Origin of the sequence: Staphylococcus sp. SM3655 (genome assembly GCF_016917315.1) — a bacterium.
GTDB lineage: Bacteria > Bacillota > Bacilli > Staphylococcales > Staphylococcaceae > Staphylococcus > Staphylococcus aureus.
In genome coordinates, this window is sequence record NZ_CP070305.1 from 198,890 (window position 1) to 219,836 (window position 20,947).

18 protein-coding genes and 3 rRNA genes are annotated in these 20,947 nt (G+C 37.1%); all 21 read right to left on the reverse strand.

The genetic code is table 11. The features are described from left to right. Positions 1 to 12: 12 nt before the first annotated feature. Positions 13 to 861 carry a 4-(cytidine 5'-diphospho)-2-C-methyl-D-erythritol kinase gene (gene ispE / locus JQN76_RS01055; protein WP_000638871.1) on the reverse strand — a complete coding sequence of 283 codons (849 nt, stop codon included), beginning with the start codon at positions 859 to 861 and terminating at the stop codon, positions 13 to 15. 309 nt (positions 862 to 1,170) lie between these two features. Further along, positions 1,171 to 1,434, reverse strand: a complete 264-nt coding sequence (gene veg / locus JQN76_RS01060; RefSeq protein WP_001126662.1) for a biofilm formation stimulator Veg — start codon at positions 1,432 to 1,434, stop codon at positions 1,171 to 1,173. A 99-nt stretch (positions 1,435 to 1,533) separates the two neighbouring features. Next, the gene (gene rsmA, locus JQN76_RS01065; RefSeq protein ID WP_000886500.1) at positions 1,534 to 2,427 is read right to left on the reverse strand and encodes a 16S rRNA (adenine(1518)-N(6)/adenine(1519)-N(6))-dimethyltransferase RsmA; all 894 of its coding nucleotides are present in this window, start codon (positions 2,425 to 2,427) and stop codon (positions 1,534 to 1,536) included. Between the two features lie 10 nt (positions 2,428 to 2,437). Continuing rightward, the gene (rnmV, locus tag JQN76_RS01070; protein WP_000700080.1) at positions 2,438 to 2,974 is read right to left on the reverse strand and encodes a ribonuclease M5; all 537 of its coding nucleotides are present in this window, start codon (positions 2,972 to 2,974) and stop codon (positions 2,438 to 2,440) included. A gap of 166 nt (positions 2,975 to 3,140) precedes the next feature. Beyond that, entirely contained in the window at positions 3,141 to 3,914 is a 774-nt protein-coding gene (locus tag JQN76_RS01075) for a TatD family hydrolase (protein ID WP_000904312.1), read from the reverse strand. Between the two features lie 30 nt (positions 3,915 to 3,944). Further along, the gene (gene metG / locus JQN76_RS01080) at positions 3,945 to 5,918 is read right to left on the reverse strand and encodes a methionine--tRNA ligase (protein ID WP_001051129.1); all 1,974 of its coding nucleotides are present in this window, start codon (positions 5,916 to 5,918) and stop codon (positions 3,945 to 3,947) included. A gap of 284 nt (positions 5,919 to 6,202) precedes the next feature. Further along, complete coding sequence (rsmI, locus tag JQN76_RS01085) at positions 6,203 to 7,042, reverse strand: 16S rRNA (cytidine(1402)-2'-O)-methyltransferase (protein ID WP_000279926.1); 840 nt, start codon at positions 7,040 to 7,042, stop codon at positions 6,203 to 6,205. A gap of 1 nt (position 7,043) precedes the next feature. Further along, the gene (locus JQN76_RS01090) at positions 7,044 to 7,292 is read right to left on the reverse strand and encodes a GIY-YIG nuclease family protein (RefSeq protein WP_000377064.1); all 249 of its coding nucleotides are present in this window, start codon (positions 7,290 to 7,292) and stop codon (positions 7,044 to 7,046) included. Then, positions 7,285 to 8,010, reverse strand: coding sequence for a tRNA1(Val) (adenine(37)-N6)-methyltransferase (locus JQN76_RS01095; RefSeq protein ID WP_000910684.1), 726 nt, complete (start codon positions 8,008 to 8,010; stop codon positions 7,285 to 7,287). The genes JQN76_RS01090 and JQN76_RS01095 overlap by 8 nt, the downstream gene beginning before the upstream one ends. Before the next feature lie 273 nt (positions 8,011 to 8,283). After that, the gene (gene yabA / locus JQN76_RS01100; protein WP_000375686.1) at positions 8,284 to 8,631 is read right to left on the reverse strand and encodes a DNA replication initiation control protein YabA; all 348 of its coding nucleotides are present in this window, start codon (positions 8,629 to 8,631) and stop codon (positions 8,284 to 8,286) included. Positions 8,632 to 8,647: 16 nt separating this feature from the next. Further along, the gene (locus JQN76_RS01105) at positions 8,648 to 9,451 is read right to left on the reverse strand and encodes a PSP1 domain-containing protein (RefSeq protein WP_001134193.1); all 804 of its coding nucleotides are present in this window, start codon (positions 9,449 to 9,451) and stop codon (positions 8,648 to 8,650) included. Next, positions 9,452 to 10,378, reverse strand: coding sequence for a DNA polymerase III subunit delta' C-terminal domain-containing protein (locus JQN76_RS01110; protein ID WP_000344337.1), 927 nt, complete (start codon positions 10,376 to 10,378; stop codon positions 9,452 to 9,454). 213 nt (positions 10,379 to 10,591) lie between these two features. Beyond that, complete coding sequence (locus JQN76_RS01115; protein WP_000781979.1) at positions 10,592 to 10,921, reverse strand: cyclic di-AMP receptor DarA; 330 nt, start codon at positions 10,919 to 10,921, stop codon at positions 10,592 to 10,594. A 27-nt stretch (positions 10,922 to 10,948) separates the two neighbouring features. Then, positions 10,949 to 11,566, reverse strand: coding sequence for a dTMP kinase (gene tmk, locus JQN76_RS01120; RefSeq protein ID WP_001272126.1), 618 nt, complete (start codon positions 11,564 to 11,566; stop codon positions 10,949 to 10,951). A 1-nt stretch (position 11,567) separates the two neighbouring features. Then, a complete protein-coding gene (locus tag JQN76_RS01125) occupies positions 11,568 to 12,905 on the reverse strand; it encodes an aminotransferase class V-fold PLP-dependent enzyme (protein WP_000812832.1) in 1,338 nt (445 codons plus the stop codon). Between the two features lie 1,161 nt (positions 12,906 to 14,066). Then, a 5S ribosomal RNA gene (gene rrf / locus JQN76_RS01130) occupies positions 14,067 to 14,181 on the reverse strand. Between the two features lie 72 nt (positions 14,182 to 14,253). Then, positions 14,254 to 17,176 (reverse strand): 23S ribosomal RNA (locus tag JQN76_RS01135). Between the two features lie 425 nt (positions 17,177 to 17,601). Further along, a 16S ribosomal RNA gene (locus tag JQN76_RS01140) occupies positions 17,602 to 19,153 on the reverse strand. The 16S, 23S and 5S rRNA genes sit together here, the layout of an rRNA operon. Positions 19,154 to 19,702: 549 nt before the next feature. Then, positions 19,703 to 19,801 (reverse strand): hypothetical protein, encoded by a 99-nt coding sequence (locus JQN76_RS01145; protein ID WP_001791812.1) that lies wholly within the window; start codon positions 19,799 to 19,801, stop codon positions 19,703 to 19,705. 204 nt (positions 19,802 to 20,005) lie between these two features. Next, positions 20,006 to 20,602, reverse strand: a complete 597-nt coding sequence (gene recR, locus JQN76_RS01150; RefSeq protein ID WP_000559156.1) for a recombination mediator RecR — start codon at positions 20,600 to 20,602, stop codon at positions 20,006 to 20,008. A 6-nt stretch (positions 20,603 to 20,608) separates the two neighbouring features. Continuing rightward, the gene (locus JQN76_RS01155) at positions 20,609 to 20,926 is read right to left on the reverse strand and encodes a YbaB/EbfC family nucleoid-associated protein (protein ID WP_001213992.1); all 318 of its coding nucleotides are present in this window, start codon (positions 20,924 to 20,926) and stop codon (positions 20,609 to 20,611) included. Between the last annotated feature and the right edge of the window lie 21 nt (positions 20,927 to 20,947).

Here is a 20,947-nt window from a genome sequence, read left to right on the forward strand (position 1 = left end):
TTTTCAACCCTTCTATCCTAATAGTCTAACTAAGTACACTTCATTACAACAACCGTTAACTGCATTATAAATATTTTTTGCTTGGCTTTCTTTTCGTGCTAGCCCATACACAGTCGGTCCGCTTCCACTCATTAACGCACCATCTGCACCACTTTTCAACATATTATTTCTTAATTTATCGATTTGTGGGTGTTTTGAAACAGAAATTGGCTCTAATCGATTAGACAAACTTTGACATAATTGTTGATAATCTCGATTTTCTAAGGCCTCATAACACATTTTCGTATGTACGTCGTAACGCTTATCTAAATTGATCAACTTAAATATATCTGGTGATGATATGCCTAAGTTTGGTTTAGCAAGAATCACCCAAGCTGAAGGTGGTTTATTTAAAAACTCGATTTTCTCTCCTCTTCCAGTACATAGTGCAGTTTTATTATAAATACAAAACGGAATATCTGTCCCAATTTTACTGCCTAGTAGAGCCAATTCTTCCAAACTCGCCCCTATATCAAAAAGTCGATTCAATCCTCTTAACGTTGCTGCTGCATCAGCCGAACCTCCAGCTAAGCCAGCAGAAACAGGTATTTCTTTATCGATAGAAATTGTTACACCTTGCTTTAGTTGATATTGCTCAATAAATAGTTGCGCTGCACGATATGCGAGATTTTTATGATTAGAAGGCACATAATTATGTTCAATCTCAACAACTATCTTTCGATCTTTTCTTTTATGAAAAGTTAAACGATCATTTAAATCAACTGTTGTCATTATCATTTCAATCTCATGATAGCCATCATTTCTTTTAAAAAGTGTATCGAGCGTAAAATTAATTTTGGCTGGTGCCGTTTCATATATCATTTTCCGCCCTCTTTTCGTTATCTTAATATGATGATTTTAACATAAAGAGAATTAATATTTGACATTTTAATTTGTTTTTTAGTGTTTTTTTAATAAAAAAGTAATTTTCTCCATCTAATTACTTAGTATTTACTTGTATTTGTGTTTATAAATACAATTATCCATTTACTGAAAAATCTATAAGCGAAACATCAGTGTTAAACATTTTGTAAATAAAAAGAGTATTGAACATAATGCCCAACACTCAAATAATTATCATAATATTTACTTCTTATACTAAGAAACGTCTAACATCTCTATATGTCTTATTTAGTGTGCAATTGATTCGTGATGATTATCCTCTTCAAATGAAACTTGAACATTTTCAGTTAACACATCAGTGTATGTATAAGATACTCTCTCAAAGTTGTGTTTGTCTTGATCTAACTCAACAATGAAAACTGACGGATATGTTTCTTTTAAAATTCCAGAACGTTTTATTGTTTTCTTACGGCCTCCATTGGCTTTCAGTACAATACGATTTCCTAAATGACAATCAATAGAATTTTTGATGTCCAAAATTGATTTTGGCATATTGCTCCACCTCGCTACAAGTTACATAATACCATATTTGCAGCGTTTTCGTCAAACAAAATTTAAATTTTAACAATAGTGCTTTGCTTTGTCAATCATTTAATTTTCTAATTGAGGGAATTTTTTCTTTTCTTCATACAATTTAGCAAAATCTTGAATAGATAGCGTTTCACCGCGACGTCTTGGATCAATACCTGCTTGTTCCAACCATTGTAAAATCACTTCTTTGTGTTGTTTACCATCTTTAAAATAATTTTGATAGTTATTGTTAATTGTCTTTCTTCTTTGTGCAAATGCTGCTTTTGCTAACTTAAAGAATGCTTCCTCGTTATCTACTGTTACTAACGGTTCAGTTCTCTGCATCAGTTTTACAACTATTGAATCAACATTAGGTGGTGGCATAAATACAGATTTAGGTACCGTTAATACTTTACTAGTCTCTGTATAGTATTGTACGACAATTGATAATGAACCATATGCTTTTGAACCTACTTCAGCATTTAAGCGTTCGCCCACTTCTTTTTGCATCATCACCACGTAGCCATCAATTGGTATATCTTGTTGCATCAAATTTAATAAAATTGGCGTCGTAATATAGTACGGCAGGTTTGCAACAACCATTATTTTTTCACAATCTTGTAAATGATTTTCAACAGCTTCTTTAATATTCGCTTTTAAAATATCTTCATTAATCACCGTCACATTATCATAAGGTGATAGTGTATCATTTAATACAGGTATTAAACGTTGATCAATTTCAAATGCCAATACTCTTTTAGCATGTCTGGCCAATTGTTCTGTCAACGACCCCATACCTGGACCAATTTCAATCACCCCAGTTTGTGCATCAATATCACTTGCATCAATGATATTATTAATGATATTCACATCTATCAAAAAGTTCTGTCCTAAACTTTTTTTAAAATTAAAGCCATATTTATCTAACAACGCTCGCGTTCTTGATGGTGTTGCAATATCTTTATTATCCAACATTTTCACTTCCTCATTCATCTTCTAAAGCTTGCCTTACATCCGCTTCGGTATAACCAAATGCATTTAACTTTTTCAATAACTGCTTACCATTGGAATGGCCGATTCGCAATTTTCTACTTAAAATTTCTCTACGGCGCCTTGCATCTTTCCCAACAATTAACCCCAACTCTATAAGCACAGATTTATCAATTGATTCATAAGCTTCATCAAAGGGTGAACTAACATGCATTAACGCTTCTTTAATATCAATTAAGTCGGCATGTTCAACACCAATTTTCCCTTTTTTATTTTTAGCTTTTTCTCTATCAATATACGCATGTTTAACACCTTTGACATGTTCAGTAATTGTACTTCTAATTTTATCTCCTGGGAAATCTGGATCTGTTAATACAATAACGCCTCGACTTTGTTGAGCATTTCTAATTACTTCTAAAGTTTGTTCGTTGATGGCACTACCATTCGTTTCAATCGTATCACATTCAACAGCTCGTTTAACACGCTCAGTATCATCTCGTCCTTCTACAACTATAAACTCATTGATTTTCATTTAAAACGCCTTCCTACAATTCTTAATTTCAAAGCTCTAACCATCTCTATCGTACGTATTGCACATGCACGATATTTTAATTTAAAAAAGTGAGAAAGAACCATAGCATATTAAACGAATATAGCATCGTTTACATTTATGGCGGTGATCTTTCTCACTTTTAACTTTATGAATTTAAATTAAACAATTTCTCTGCATTTTTAGTTGTTTGTTCGCACACTTCTTCATAAGATAAGCCTTTTAATTCAGCAATTTGTTCAGCTACTAAAGTTACTCTCGCCGGTTCATTTCGCTTCCCTCTATACGGATGTGGCGAAAGATACGGTGCATCGGTTTCAACTAGCAAACGCTCCATTGACACATGCTTAGCAACTTCTTTAGGCTGTTTAGCATTTTTAAATGTCACAGGTCCTCCTAATGAAATATAAAAATTCAGCTTATTAGTTACAATATCTGCAATTTCTGGAGAACCACTAAAGCTATGCATAATCCCGCCTACCTCTTCAGCATGCTCCTCCAATAAGATATCGATACAGTCTTGAGTTGCTTCACGGTTATGAATGATAATTGGTAACTTCAAACGCTTAGCTAAAGCAATTTGCTTTCTAAAAACTTCCTTTTGAACATCTGCAGGAGATTTATCCCAGTGATAATCTAATCCCATTTCACCAATACCAATCACTTTTGGATGCTGAGCTAAAGATTCAATCCATTCCAAGTGTTCTTCTGTAAAATCAATTGCGTCAACTGGATGCCAACCGATAATGCCATATAAAAAATCATACTCATCGATTAATTTCATCGCGCGTTCAATTGTCGATTTGTTAAAACCAACTACAAACATACGATCAACACCTGCTTCTCTAGCACGTGTAATCACTTCACTCAAATCATCATCGTATTGCTCATCATTTAAATGGACATGTGTATCGATTAACATAATTATCTCTCCTAATTTTTAAAAATACAGTTATTTAATCACTGCACCATTTGGAATTGCACTTGGTAAACTTACTAAGGTTAATACACCATCTTTTTCAGCAGATAATATCATACCTTCAGATTTTTGTCCCATTAATTTAGCTGGTTTCAGGTTAGTAACAACTGCTACTTTTTTACCAATAATATCATCTGGTGTATAGAATTTGGCAATTCCTGATACAATTTGTCTTTGTTCAGAATCTAAGTCTACTTGAATTTTTAAAAGCTTATCTGACTTCTTAACATGTTCAGCATCAATAATCGTTGCTGCCTTAATTTCAACTTTATCAAAGTCTTTAATATCAATTTGAGGTTTGCTAGGAATCTCTTCTTTTTCCTCTTCAGTAGCAGGCGGTTGCATTGATTCTTTGATATATGCAATTTCCGCTTCGCTATCCAATCTTGGGAAAATAGGTTTAGGTTGCCCAGTAACCATAATTGACTCAGTAAGCACACCATATTGCTCTAAACTACTAAATTCCATAAATTGAGGATTGTTTATGTTCAATTGTTCAAAAATCTCTTTCGGCGCATGTGTTAAGAATGGACGTAATAATACAGCTGCATAACGAATATTTTCAACTAAGTGAGCCATTACATTGCCTAACATATCTTTTTGGCTATCGTCCTTAGCTAATACCCAAGGCGTTGTTTCGTCAATATACTTATTCGTTCTACTTATAAACTTCCATACCGTAGATAATGCCACAGAAAATTGCAAACTTTCCATGCTTTCAGTGTAGCTTTTCACTGTTTCTAAAGCCATAGCTTCCATTTCTTCATCTAATTCATGAAGTGGACCTTGATACGCTGGTAATTCGCCATCAAAGTACTTATTAACCATAGAAATCGTACGGTTTACTAAGTTACCTAAGTCATTTGCTAGATCGAAATTTGTACGCTCAACAAATGCTTCAGGTGTAAATACGCCATCTGAACCAAATGGTAATTCACGCATTAGATAATAACGTGTAGCATCTAAACCATAGCGATCAATTAAAATATTAGGGTCTACAACATTACCTTTAGATTTACTCATTTTTCCATCTTTCATCAAAATCCAACCATGTGCAAAGACTTTTTTAGGTAACGGTAAGTCTAATGCCATCAATAAAATAGGCCAAATAATTGAGTGGAATCGCACAATTTCCTTAGCCATTAAATGAATATCTGCTGGCCAGTATTTGTTAAATAGTGACTCATCATCTGATAAATAGCCTAATGCTGAAATATAGTTAACTAACGCATCAATCCAAACATAAACAACATGTTTTGGATTAGACGGAACATGGACACCCCAGTTAAATGATGTACGAGAAACAGCTAAATCAGCAAGTCCTGGTTTAATGAAGTTGTTAATCATTTCATTTTTTCTTGATGGTGGTTGTATAAAATCTGGATTTTGGTCATAGAACTCTAATAAACGGTCTGTATATTTACTAATATTAAAGAAATAACTTTCTTCTTTAACTAGTTCAACTTCGTGTCCAGAATCTGGACTTTTGCCACCAATAATTTTACCGTTTTCGTATTGTGGGTCTACTAATTGTGACTCTGTATAGTATGTTTCATCCGGAACAGAATACCAACCTTCATATTCACCTAAATAGATATCACCTTGCTTTAATAAACGTTCAAACACTTGCTCAACGACATGTTTATGACGTTCTTCAGTTGTTCTGATAAAATCATCATTTGAAATTTCAAGCTTAGCCCACAATTGTTTAATTCCAGCAATCATCTCATCCAAATATTCAATTTCTGTCTTACCAGCTTTTTGAGCTTTTTCTTGAATTTTTTGACCGTGTTCATCCGTTCCAGTCAAATAACGAACATCATATCCTTGCATTCTCTTATATCTTGCAATAACATCTCCAGCCACTGTAGAATATGCATGTCCTATATGTAAATTCCCACTAGGATAGTATATTGGGGTTGTTATATAAAATGTTTCTTTAGCCATAACTGTTCCTCCTCGTAATGTCTCACTTCAAATAATATCTAAGATTTCTATGCATTTCAACGGACGCGAACATTTATCTCGTCATCTCATTTTCATCTTATTCAATGTTAAGGTATTTATTACTTTCAATGTATTTATTTTACATTAAAAAACGTCGATGTCATCATTTTTTTATCATAGTCAACATCATTTTATCAGTATCAATGCAAAATGATAACTTACCATTTAAAATTACAGCTTGCGTTTATAAAATCGTTTAAAATTTCATATAATCGATAAAGTGATTAACTTATTTGATGATAAATATTATATACTTCATTCGTTTTAAGTTGTCGTTCTTCAGCAACTTTTTTAATAGCTTGTTTTGGTTTCATCTGTGAAGTTTGAATATAATGATCAACATGCTCATTGATAGATAAATCATCAAACCACGATATCTCATTGTTCGCTTTAGCACCTTCAATTAAGATAACGAATTCGCCTTTCAATGGTACATCGCCTTGCTGAATCAATGCTTGTAATTGTGTTACATCATCAGTTACAATTTGTTCGAACTTCTTAGTTAATTCACGCCCTAGTGATACTTGTCGTGTTGCATCTATCTTTGCAATTGTTTTTAATGTATCTGTCACACGATGCGGTGATTCGTATATAATTAATGTGCTATTTTCATGCATACGTTGCTCTAATACAGCACTTTTTTCTTTCTCTTTTCGTGGCAAAAATCCTAAAAATGTATATACATATGAAGGTAATCCACTAGCCATCAAAGCCGTCAGCCCAGCATTAGGTCCAGGCACAGTCTCTACTTTAATATTAGCTTCTCTGGCTGCCACTACTAATTCGTATCCAGGATCACTAATTAAGGGCAATCCAGCATCAGATACGAGCGCAACGTCAAGACCTAATTCTAACTGTTCAATGATAAAAGCAGTCTGCTTATCCTTGTTATGTTCGTGATATGACTTTAATGGAGTTGGAATATCATAATGATTACACAGCTTACTAGTTACTCTAGTGTCTTCACAAGCAATCATATCAACACGTTTCAATACATCAACTGCTCTATAAGTAATATCTGCTAAATTACCAATTGGTGTGCCCACTAAATATAATACAGCCATACTATCGCTCCTTAATTAATCGCAATTTCTTTTGTCTGGTATAAGTTTTAATTTCATATTCACGCTTCAATGCTTCAGACTTTGTCTCATACATTTCTTGATAAACTAAATGCACCGGACGTCTTACTTTCGTATATTTGGCTCCTTGACCTCGGTTATGTTTTTCAACACGTGCATTAACGTCTTTAGCGTATCCTGTATATAAACTTCCATCACTACATTTTACAATATATACAAAATGACTATCCATAATATACTTCCTTCATTTCTTCGCTATAATTACCATCTTCATTATAAATATAAAATGGGGGCATGATTTCTAAACCTTGATTTCCACCTTTTCGACCTTCTACTACTATCGTTTGTGCTGATTTCCCTACTTTACTATATATAAAAACGACTTTCTTAGGTTCAATATTCACTTTTCTCATTTCAAACAAGACATCCATTAGTCTCTCTGCACGATGTACCATGTTTAGCCTGCCACCTTCTTTTAATAAATGACGGGCTGCAATCATGCAATCTTCAAGTGTACACATAATCTCATGTCTCGCTATCTTATGTGCTTCTTTTTGATGTTGGTGTTGCTGATTCTCTTTAAAATAAGGTGGATTACACGTTACTAAAGTATATTGTGAAGGTTTAAATACTTTAGTAACGTTTTTCAAATCCATGTGATGCATTGTTATATATTCATCAACATCATTGAATTGAAATGTGCGTCGCGCCATATCGACAAGTGTTTTTTGAATCTCAACACCTTCTATATGTCGTGGATGTTTCGCAAACAATAACAACGGTATCACCCCATTGCCTGAACATAAGTCCAACACAATATCTTTTGTTCTAGGTTTTGTAAAATGCCCTAACAACAAAGCATCCGTTGAAAACGAAAAAACATCATCATTTTGAATAATACTAAAATCTTCTTTGATTAGTTGATCAAATCGTTCATTCTCTTTTAACATTTTTAACTCCTATGAAGACAACCTTTTTCTATTGAGTAATTGAAAACTCTTTTTATATTATATGCCTAACTACATTCGATGTATTTTTGACTTTTAACAGCTACATTTTATAACTAATGATACTGCGTGCACACTTAATAATAACATTTAGTACCGCCATCTCTTATGCAATCACCAAAACTTTATACACAATTAAAGCCTGAAACATGCATTGTCTCAGACTTATCCAAATCATATTCATTTATAATTATAACACTATTTGAGAGTGCTTGATTAATCACTTAAAACTTCTAAACAGAACAGACAATCTTCACCATGTCGATGTTTTCCAAATAATTCGCCTTTACAAATATGAAATCCTTCTCCATACAATATAGCCAAATTATCTTTACTTGGTAATGGCTTTTTCACAGCTTTTGCTGGTTTTGAATTCGCAGTATCAATAGTAGTTGGTTCATCATTGCCCAACACCTTTTTCAAATTATCATTTTCAAGTTGAAGCGCTACATTTTCTTCTACTAATTCAACTGCAAGTGCCTTTAATTCTGAAGTTTCCTTTGAAAGTTGATTGACATTCATTTCTAAACGCATTATTTTTTCAAATATTTCATTGCGATCCAAATGTAATAATGCCTCCTTAATGCATAGTTTCTATTTCTTCTAATTTATATTCAAGTGGCTGTTCATGTCCCTCAAGCTTCACCTGCATAGAAATGTCTAATATATTTAAAGCAACTACTTTCCCGTTACCATCAGGCGTTTCAATTGCTTCACCAATATCAGGTAATTGTGCACGTACTTCCTCATAATAGTCATTTTCATATTTTAAACAACACATCAAACGACCACATGCACCAGAAATTTTAGTTGGATTTAATGATAAATTTTGATCCTTAGCCATCTTAATCGATACTGGTTCAAAATCCCCTAAAAATGTAGAACAACATAACGACCTACCACAAGGTCCGATACCGCCAAGCAATTTGGCTTCATCCCTTACACCAATTTGTCTCAACTCGATACGTGTTTTTAAATGTTGCGCTAATATTTTTACTAATTTTCTAAAATCAATACGATCATCCGCCGTAAAATTAAAAATAACTTTCGATTTATCTAATGTATATTCGCAATTGACTAAACGCATGTCCAAACCTTGTTCTCTTACAATGTCTTTACATAGTATTAATGCATTTTCAGCATCTCGTTCATTACAATTAAATTTATCAATATCTTTGTCATCAGCAACGCGAATAATATTTTTAAGAGGTAACACAACATCCTCTTCAGCAATATCCATTAATGGATTTTTAACAATACCTATCTCTATGCCTCTTTTAGATTCGACAACTACCCAGTCATCTATATCTACTTGTATATCATTAGGTGTATAATATTCTAATTTTCCCGCTTTTTGAAACTGAACACCTATTACATTTGGCATCTAACTCACACCCTTAATTACGATTTGTTCAAATACAAGCGTTGGATTTACATTTTGATTCAATTTCTTATGTGCTTCCGTCAGTTGATCAAACATCAAAATTAATTGATTAAACGACAACTTTTGCGCATATTGATCAATATCATTTTTTAAATCACTATATATTTGTTTATCCTCTACATTTACCTTTGTATGTATGATATCTTCGAAGAAACCATTCACAGCTGCAATAGTTAAAGATTGCAGTTTTTTATTTTTAGCCTGTTTCAATAAATCAATAATACCTATAAGTGCCATTGGCTTATTAGTAAGCAACAATTCACACCAACGTATAACTGATTTCCTTAATGCTAATAAATCAAATTCTTCATTTAAAGCCATTGCATTATCTATTTGCGTAGTATAAGTACTAATCATTTCAGCTACTGGCTTAGACATGTTTTGTTCAACTAATCTATTTATAAACTTTTCTTTATCAATAGGCTTGAAATATACATGCTGACACCTTGAATGGATTGTGTCTAAAATTTGCTCAGGTTTTGTAGACAATAAAATAGCAATCGTATTGTCCGGTGGTTCTTCAAGAAATTTCAAGATACTGTTTTCCCCTTGAACAGTTAACTTTTCAAAGTCTTCAATGATGTACACTTTATTTGTGCTTTCTATAGGAAGTTGATTCATATGACGCACAAGTTGTTCAACTTGTTCTTTCTTAATTGCATTCTCAGTTGTTGATATATACATAAAGTCTGGATGATTATATGTACTAACCTTTGTTTCACATTGACTATCTGTTTGACATAAAATAAGCTTTGCAAAATTAATCGCAACTTGTTTCATCGTTTGTGCATCATCACCTTCAAATAAATAGGCATGCGATAATTTATTTGAATGATATGCATTCGTCAATTGTTGCTGTTCATCCATTCATTACAAACTCCCTTTTGCTTTTATATAAAAAGGTTGCCAAAGAGCAACTAATTACTGCAACAATAGCGACCATGATTTGTGATTATTTTTAGAACCACAAAAATCAAATCTATTGGCATCTGAACTAGTCGCAGTCAAGCAACCCAAAATTGTTAATAACTTATTAATACACTATTTTAAGTATCTCTAATTGATGATTGTATTATAGAATTAAAATTGATGGAATGCATCAACTGGCATAACAAATACAGTAGCACCGCCAACTTCAACTTCAACTGGATATGGAATGTACGAATCCGCACTGCCTCCCATAGGTGTAATAGGTGAAACCAACTGTTCTCTATTACCACACGTTTGATTAATCACAGACAATATTTCATCTACACGGTCATCATTGACACCACATAAGAATGTTGTATTACCCGCTCTTAAAAACCCACCTGTTGTTGCCAATTTTGTTGCTCTAAAGTTATTTTTAACAAGTTGATCTGCAAGTTCCTGACTATCTTGATCTTGTACGATCGCTATAATCATTTTCATTTTATAACACCTCTTCTAACAATTATATCATATCTTTTCTAAATATTTGATGATAGTTTGATACGTGTCTTCAACAACATTTTCAAGAGGTTGATCTGCATTAACGCTTTTGAACCGTTGTGATTCATTATGAATGATTTCTTGGTAACCTTCAATTACTTTTTCGTGAAACTTTAAATCTTCTTGATCTAATCTATTTTGATCTCTTGAATTTTTAATAATACGTTCGCGACCTACTTCAGCACTAACATTTAAATAAATCGTCAAGTCTGGATATAATCCATTTATTGCAAATTCGTTTAATGCTCTTACTTCTTCAACGCCAATCCCTCTAGCATAACCTTGATAAGCTAATGAACTATCGATATAGCGATCACACAACACAACCTTACCTTCTTTTAAAGCTGGTATGACCTTTAATACAAGATGTTCTCTTCTAGATGCAGCAAATAACATTGCTTCAGTTCTAATGTCCATATCATTGCCTTCTAATACAATTTTACGTATTTCTTCACCAGTAGGAACACCACCTGGTTCTCTAGTCATAATGACATCATAATCTTTTACTAATCTATGGTAAACTTCATTAATTACAGTTGTTTTTCCAGAGCCTTCTGGGCCCTCAAAAGTTATAAAAGCTGACATTTTATTCATCCTCAACTAAAATTTTATTATTTTTAATTCCTTCAACTATCATTCCAGTTTCCAGATATTCATTTACCAATTCTATCATATTTTCAGTTATTGTTTCTCCTTTGAAAATAATAGGAATCCCTGGCGGATACGGGACAATATGTCGCGCCAGAACTTTACCTTTTGCCTTTTTCAAATCACACCAAGTAACATATTCAAAGCGTTTTGGTTTATAGTTACCTTCAGTTGTTAAAAGTTGTGTTTGTTTAACTTTAGAAACTGATTTTTTCGGTAAAATCATATCTTCAATTTTACGTAAAAGCGAATCAAATAAATACGTATCATCATGATGCCATAACGGCAATATCGCTAATGCTTGATAGTCGTCCGCTAATTCTAAATAGATATGTGCATTCATAAACCAATTTTGAATATCATGACCTGTAAAACCTTCATATTTTATCAGCAACTTCAACGGATCATCAACTTGAAGCATTTCAAAACCCTTCTTCTCCAAACATTCGATTAATTGCGCTCTCTTATCAAAAAACACGGTACTATCATATGTTTTATAGAACTCGGCAGCTGACTCTAAACTAGCCATAATCAAATACGAAGGACTAGATGTTTGGAAGTAGCTTAGATATTCTATAATAGTTTCTCTATAAGGTGCATTTTTATGAATATAAAGTACCGAGCCCATCGTTAAAGCTGGTAACGTTTTATGAAAAGATTGAACAACATAGTCAGCTTGATAATTTAATGTAGAATCTGGAAATCCTTGCAATCCAAAGTGCGCGCCGTGTGCTTCGTCAATGAGTACAGGAATATTTAATTGGTGCAAAGATTTGATAACCTCTTCTACATTAAATGTTTCACCGTAATAGTTAGGATAAGTCAACACAGCAAGTTTGTGACCGTCATTATTCAAACGGCTTAAATTAACTTTATTATAATGATTCGTTAACGGACTTTGATGCGTTTCAATAAAATGCCCTTCTTGTTGGCTAATATCGAGCGCATGTAACACAGATTTATGTACATTTCTTGCCATTAAGATATCGCCTTTTTTCTGTGAAAAAGACTGGATGACAGATAATATTCCTGAAGTGGTGCCATTCACTAAGAAATAAGCATCATAATCTGAATGTTTCTCCACCTGCTTCATACTTTCCAAAATGACTTCTTCAGGATGATGTAAATCATCTAATCCAGGTATTTCAGTTTTATCCATTGTCATTGATAATTGAGATAAATGACCGATAGTCATATTTTTATGACCCGGAACATGCAAAGAAATCGCTTCTTCTTGATTTAAACTTTCTAATTTATTTAAAATAGGTTGCTTCATGATATACGCTTCCTTTATTTACACTGTTTTGGAATTAGTTACTTTCAAAAGTATTAATTATATAGTAACACTTCTTTGACAAAAGTTAGTGTTACTTATGCAATAGCTTGTCTATTGTATAATAATTAATTTCCTTTTTGTATTTCGATTTAAAAAATATTAGACATAAAATCTAAAAACAGCAGTAAGATGATTTATGATTAAAAACTATCTTACTGCTGTTCACTTTTTATAATACTTCTGAATGTCTTCACTTATACTTCTAGTCACAGATTTAAATAATCAAAAGTGCACATTATTAAAATATCAATTTCACACTCAATGCGGCTCATCACATCCATTTCTTGCCTAGCAACGTTCTACTCTAGCGGAACGTAAGTTGGCTACCATCGCCGCTAAAGACCTTTCTTGACTTGTGACAATCGCTTGCTTCTTTCCTCTCCTTCGGCTCTCACTTACTCATTTAGCTCTACTAAACTCGTTGCGCTCTTTTCTCGTTTCGTCAGATTCAAACGTTTTCACTTCGCCAAGCCATTTTTCTTTGTGTTTGCTTTTTATTTTGATGTTTTAGACATAAAAAAAAGAGACCTTGCGGTCTCAACTTGCCTGGCAACGTTCTACTCTAGCGGAACGTAAGTTGGCTACCATCGCCGCTAAAGACCTTTCTTGACTTGTGACAATCGCTTGCTTCTTTCCTCTCCTTCGGCTCTCGCTTACTCATTTAGCTCTACTAAACTCGTTGCGCTCTTTTCTCGTTTCGTCAGATTCAAACGTTTTCACTTCGCCAAGCCATTTTTCTTTGTGTTTACTTTTTATTTTGACGTTTTAGACATAAAAAAAAGAGACCTTGCGGTCTCAATGCGGCTCATCGCATCCATTTTTTGCCTGGCAACGTTCTACTCTAGCGGAACGTAAGTTGGCTACCATCGTCGCTAAGAACCTTTCTTGACTTGTGACAATCGCTTGCTCTTTCCTCTCCTTCGGCTCTCGCTTACTCATTTAGCTCTACTAAACTCGTTGCGCTCTTTTCTCGTTTCGTCAGATTCAAACGTTTTCACTTCGCCAAGCCATTTTTCTTTGTGTTTGCTTTTTATTTTGATGTTTTAGACATAAAAAAAAGAGACCTTGCGGTCTCAATGCGGCTCATCGCATCCATTTTTTGCCTGGCAACGTTCTACTCTAGCGGAACGTAAGTTCGACTACCATCGACGCTAAGGAGCTTAACTTCTGTGTTCGGCATGGGAACAGGTGTGACCTCCTTGCTATAGTCACCAGACATATGAATGTAAATTATACATTCAAAACTAGATAGTAAGTAAAAGTGATTTTGCTTCGCAAAACATTTATTTTGATTAAGTCTTCGATCGATTAGTATTCGTCAGCTCCACATGTCACCATGCTTCCACCTCGAACCTATTAACCTCATCATCTTTGAGGGATCTTATAACCGAAGTTGGGAAATCTCATCTTGAGGGGGGCTTCATGCTTAGATGCTTTCAGCACTTATCCCGTCCACACATAGCTACCCAGCTATGCCGTTGGCACGACAACTGGTACACCAGAGGTATGTCCATCCCGGTCCTCTCGTACTAAGGACAGCTCCTCTCAAATTTCCTACGCCCACGACGGATAGGGACCGAACTGTCTCACGACGTTCTGAACCCAGCTCGCGTACCGCTTTAATGGGCGAACAGCCCAACCCTTGGGACCGACTACAGCCCCAGGATGCGATGAGCCGACATCGAGGTGCCAAACCTCCCCGTCGATGTGAACTCTTGGGGGAGATAAGCCTGTTATCCCCGGGGTAGCTTTTATCCGTTGAGCGATGGCCCTTCCATGCGGAACCACCGGATCACTAAGTCCGTCTTTCGACCCTGCTCGACTTGTAGGTCTCGCAGTCAAGCTCCCTTATGCCTTTACACTCTATGAATGATTTCCAACCATTCTGAGGGAACCTTTGAGCGCCTCCGTTACCTTTTAGGAGGCGACCGCCCCAGTCAAACTGCCCGCCTGACACTGTCTCCCACCACGATAAGTGGTGCGGGTTAGAAAGCCAACACAGCTAGGGTAGTATCCCACCAGCGCCTCCACGTAAGCTAGCGCTCACGTTTCAAAGGCTCCTACCTATCCTGTACAAGCTGTGCCGAATTTCAATATCAGGCTACAGTAAAGCTCCACGGGGTCTTTCCGTCCTGTCGCGGGTAACCTGCATCTTCACAGGTACTATGATTTCACCGAGTCTCTCGTTGAGACAGTGCCCAAATCGTTACGCCTTTCGTGCGGGTCGGAACTTACCCGACAAGGAATTTCGCTACCTTAGGACCGTTATAGTTACGGCCGCCGTTTACTGGGGCTTCGATTCGTAGCTTCGCAGAAGCTAACCACTCCTCTTAACCTTCCAGCACCGGGCAGGCGTCAGCCCCTATACATCACCTTACGGTTTAGCAGAGACCTGTGTTTTTGATAAACAGTCGCTTGGGCCTATTCACTGCGGCTCTTCTGGGCGTTAACCCTAAAGAGCACCCCTTCTCCCGAAGTTACGGGGTCATTTTGCCGAGTTCCTTAACGAGAGTTCGCTCGCTCACCTTAGAATTCTCATCTTGACTACCTGTGTCGGTTTGCGGTACGGGCACCTATTTTCTATCTAGAGGCTTTTCTCGGCAGTGTGAAATCAACGACTCGAAGACTCAATGTCTTCTCCCCATCACAGCTCAGCCTTAACGAGTACCGGATTTGCCTAATACTCAGCCTTACTGCTTAGACGTGCAATCCAATCGCACGCTTCGCCTATCCTACTGCGTCCCCCCATCGATTAAAACGATTATAGGTGGTACAGGAATATCAACCTGTTATCCATCGCCTACGCCTGTCGGCCTCAGCTTAGGACCCGACTAACCCAGAGCGGACGAGCCTTCCTCTGGAAACCTTAGTCAATCGGTGGACGGGATTCTCACCCGTCTTTCGCTACTCACACCGGCATTCTCACTTCTAAGCGCTCCACATGTCCTTACGATCATGCTTCAATGCCCTTAGAACGCTCTCCTACCATTGTCCAAAGGACAATCCACAGCTTCGGTAATATGTTTAGCCCCGGTACATTTTCGGCGCAGTGTCACTCGACTAGTGAGCTATTACGCACTCTTTAAATGATGGCTGCTTCTAAGCCAACATCCTAGTTGTCTGGGCAACGCCACATCCTTTTCCACTTAACATATATTTTGGGACCTTAGCTGGTGGTCTGGGCTGTTTCCCTTTCGAACACGGACCTTATCACCCATGTTCTGACTCCCAAGTTAAATTAATTGGCATTCGGAGTTTGTCTGAATTCGGTAACCCGAGAGGGGCCCCTCGTCCAAACAGTGCTCTACCTCCAATAATCATCACTTGAGGCTAGCCCTAAAGCTATTTCGGAGAGAACCAGCTATCTCCAGGTTCGATTGGAATTTCTCCGCTACCCTCAGTTCATCCGCTCACTTTTCAACGTAAGTCGGTTCGGTCCTCCATTCAGTGTTACCTGAACTTCAACCTGACCAAGGGTAGATCACCTGGTTTCGGGTCTACGACCAAATACTAAACGCCCTATTCAGACTCGCTTTCGCTACGGCTCCACATTTACTGCTTAACCTTGCATCAAATCGTAACTCGCCGGTTCATTCTACAAAAGGCACGCCATCACCCATTAACGGGCTCTGACTACTTGTAAGCACACGGTTTCAGGTTCTATTTCACTCCCCTTTCGGGGTGCTTTTCACCTTTCCCTCACGGTACTGGTTCACTATCGGTCACTAGAGAGTATTTAGCCTTAGGAGATGGTCCTCCCAGATTCCGACGGAATTTCACGTGCTCCGTCGTACTCAGGATCCACTCAAGAGAGACAACATTTTCGACTACAGGATTATTACCTTCTTTGATTCATCTTTCCAGATGATTCGTCTAATGTCGTCCTTTGTAACTCCGTATAGAGTGTCCTACAACCCCAACAAGCAAGCTTGTTGGTTTGGGCTCTTCCCGTTTCGCTCGCCGCTACTAAGGGAATCGAATTTTCTTTCTCTTCCTCCGGGTACTAAGATGTTTCAGTTCTCCGGGTGTGCCTTCTGATATGCTATGTATTCACATATCGATAACATGACATAACTCATGCTGGGTTTCCCCATTCGGAAATCTCTGGATCAAAGCTTACTTACAGCTCCCCAAAGCATATCGTCGTTAGTAACGTCCTTCATCGGCTTCTAGTGCCAAGGCATCCACCGTGCGCCCTTAATAACTTAATCTATGTTTCCATCCTACAGGAAACGCGTTATTAATCTTGTGAGTGTTCTTTCGAACACTAGCGATTATTTCTTATGAATTCAAGCTTATTTAAAACTCTTTATTCACTCGGTTTTGCTTGGTAAAATCTATATTTTACTTACTTATCTAGTTTTCAATGTACAATTTCTTTTTAGTCAAGCGCTCGCATACTGCTTTATTTTCAAAAAATCAAATGCTCATTTACAAAAGTAAACTCCGCTTTAATTTTTCTTAATGCATTGTCTGACAACCGCTTTCTTTAAAAAGAATAGATTGTCAAGCGCTCGCATAAGCAATATCACTTTAACCAAAAAATATTTGAATGTTAAATAAACATTCAAAACTGAATACAATATGTCACATTATTCCGCATCTTCTGAAGAAGATGTTCCGAATATATCCTTAGAAAGGAGGTGATCCAGCCGCACCTTCCGATACGGCTACCTTGTTACGACTTCACCCCAATCATTTGTCCCACCTTCGACGGCTAGCTCCTAAAAGGTTACTCCACCGGCTTCGGGTGTTACAAACTCTCGTGGTGTGACGGGCGGTGTGTACAAGACCCGGGAACGTATTCACCGTAGCATGCTGATCTACGATTACTAGCGATTCCAGCTTCATGTAGTCGAGTTGCAGACTACAATCCGAACTGAGAACAACTTTATGGGATTTGCTTGACCTCGCGGTTTCGCTGCCCTTTGTATTGTCCATTGTAGCACGTGTGTAGCCCAAATCATAAGGGGCATGATGATTTGACGTCATCCCCACCTTCCTCCGGTTTGTCACCGGCAGTCAACTTAGAGTGCCCAACTTAATGATGGCAACTAAGCTTAAGGGTTGCGCTCGTTGCGGGACTTAACCCAACATCTCACGACACGAGCTGACGACAACCATGCACCACCTGTCACTTTGTCCCCCGAAGGGGAAGGCTCTATCTCTAGAGTTGTCAAAGGATGTCAAGATTTGGTAAGGTTCTTCGCGTTGCTTCGAATTAAACCACATGCTCCACCGCTTGTGCGGGTCCCCGTCAATTCCTTTGAGTTTCAACCTTGCGGTCGTACTCCCCAGGCGGAGTGCTTAATGCGTTAGCTGCAGCACTAAGGGGCGGAAACCCCCTAACACTTAGCACTCATCGTTTACGGCGTGGACTACCAGGGTATCTAATCCTGTTTGATCCCCACGCTTTCGCACATCAGCGTCAGTTACAGACCAGAAAGTCGCCTTCGCCACTGGTGTTCCTCCATATCTCTGCGCATTTCACCGCTACACATGGAATTCCACTTTCCTCTTCTGCACTCAAGTTTTCCAGTTTCCAATGACCCTCCACGGTTGAGCCGTGGGCTTTCACATCAGACTTAAAAAACCGCCTACGCGCGCTTTACGCCCAATAATTCCGGATAACGCTTGCCACCTACGTATTACCGCGGCTGCTGGCACGTAGTTAGCCGTGGCTTTCTGATTAGGTACCGTCAAGATGTGCACAGTTACTTACACATATGTTCTTCCCTAATAACAGAGTTTTACGATCCGAAGACCTTCATCACTCACGCGGCGTTGCTCCGTCAGGCTTTCGCCCATTGCGGAAGATTCCCTACTGCTGCCTCCCGTAGGAGTCTGGACCGTGTCTCAGTTCCAGTGTGGCCGATCACCCTCTCAGGTCGGCTATGCATCGTTGCCTTGGTAAGCCGTTACCTTACCAACTAGCTAATGCAGCGCGGATCCATCTATAAGTGACAGCAAGACCGTCTTTCACTTTTGAACCATGCGGTTCAAAATATTATCCGGTATTAGCTCCGGTTTCCCGAAGTTATCCCAGTCTTATAGGTAGGTTATCCACGTGTTACTCACCCGTCCGCCGCTAACATCAGAGAAGCAAGCTTCTCGTCCGTTCGCTCGACTTGCATGTATTAGGCACGCCGCCAGCGTTCATCCTGAGCCAGGATCAAACTCTCCATAAAAATTATGATGTTTGATTAGCTCATAAATACTAAATAATGTTTGTAACTTATAGTTACGTTTTTTGGAATTAACGTTGACATATTGTCATTCAGTTTTCAATGTTCATTTTTCTTACCGACAAGAATTAATTATACATTTTATTAACATTTAAGTCAACAACTTTTTAAAATTAATTTTCGTTAGTAATTCAAGTTATTTCTTAAGTTGAGTTGTTTTGTTTGCCTCAACAAATAAATACTATACAGGCTTTCAAACTGCTTAACAACAGTAAAAATTACACCTTTGCCATCTGTTCTGAACGCCCTTATCCTAAAAATCGAACTTAAAAAACCCCCACTTATAAATAGTACGTTTTTTAGAACAAGAAACAGCTTTTTCTCTAACCATATCAATCAAAAAAACCGCAAAACAGAACGTTATTTTTTTACCAGAAATTAAAAATAAATTTACAAGTTTTAAATAATCTCTCAAAACACCGCTATACAGGCTGATTTAATAAGCTTTAGACCAAAGAAGTACAACTACTAAGCCAGCATCTATCATTTCAATTACAAAAGAATTTCATTTGCATAGTCATTAACCGCATTTATCAAATTAATAGCACCAACACACCATAACCATAGATCTAATTCGATAATCCAATTCACATCATTACTATTAGAAGTAACAAATCACAACCAACGGCTTGCTTCCTAAAGATTACCCATCCCTCAGTAAAACTAGGTAAACCATACCACCGCCACACCGCAAATAAAGTAGTACATCACACCACACCATAAAAAAAGCCACAATGATTACACTGTGACTTTTCTTACTATAGTATTAAAATCAAAAATGTTTAATAGAAGACATTACATTTCTGTTCTACCTGCGATTGCTTTAGATAATGTTACTTCGTCAGCATACTCTAAATCGCCACCTACCGATAACCCTTGTGCTAATCTCGTCACTTTGATACCTATAGGCTTAACTAATCTAGAAATATACATGGCTGTAGATTCCCCCTCTAAGTTCGGGTTCATAGCTAAGATTAATTCGCTAACTTCATCGTTTTTCAAGCGTTCAATCAATGAAGGAATATTAATATCTTCTGGTCCAATGCCATCCATAGGCGAAATAGACCCATGTAAAACGTGATATAAACCTTTGTATTCTCTCATTTTTTCCATAGCTATGACATCTTTGTCATCTTCCACAACACAAATAACTGAACGATCTCTTTGTTTATCTTCACAAATATAACATGGATCATTTTCAGTAATGTGACCACATACGCTACAATATGTTAATTCTCTCTTAACATCTACTAATGCTTTGGCAAACTGAACAACATCGTCTTCTTTCATATCTAAGGTATGAAAAGCCAGACGTTGGGCTGTCTTTGGACCAATGCCTGGCAATTTCATAAAGCTATCAATAAGTTTTGATATAGGTTCTGGATAATGCATCTATGATCACATTCCAGGGATGTTTAAGCCTTGAGTATGTTTACCTAAACGTTCTTGAGTAAGCTCATCAGCTTTATTCATCGCTTCATTAGTAGCTGCTAACACTAAGTCTTGTAGCATTTCAATATCATCTGGGTCTACAGCTTCTTCTTTGATTTCAACGTCGACAACTTCTTTATGACCAGTTACAGTAACTGCAACCATGCCACCGCCAGCTGTTCCTACAATACGCTCTTCTTTAAGTTTTTCTTGTTCTTGAGCCATTTTCTTTTGCATTTTTTGCATTTGTTTCATCATTTGTTGCATGTTTCCGCCACCGCGCATATTCCATTTCCTCCTTGAAAA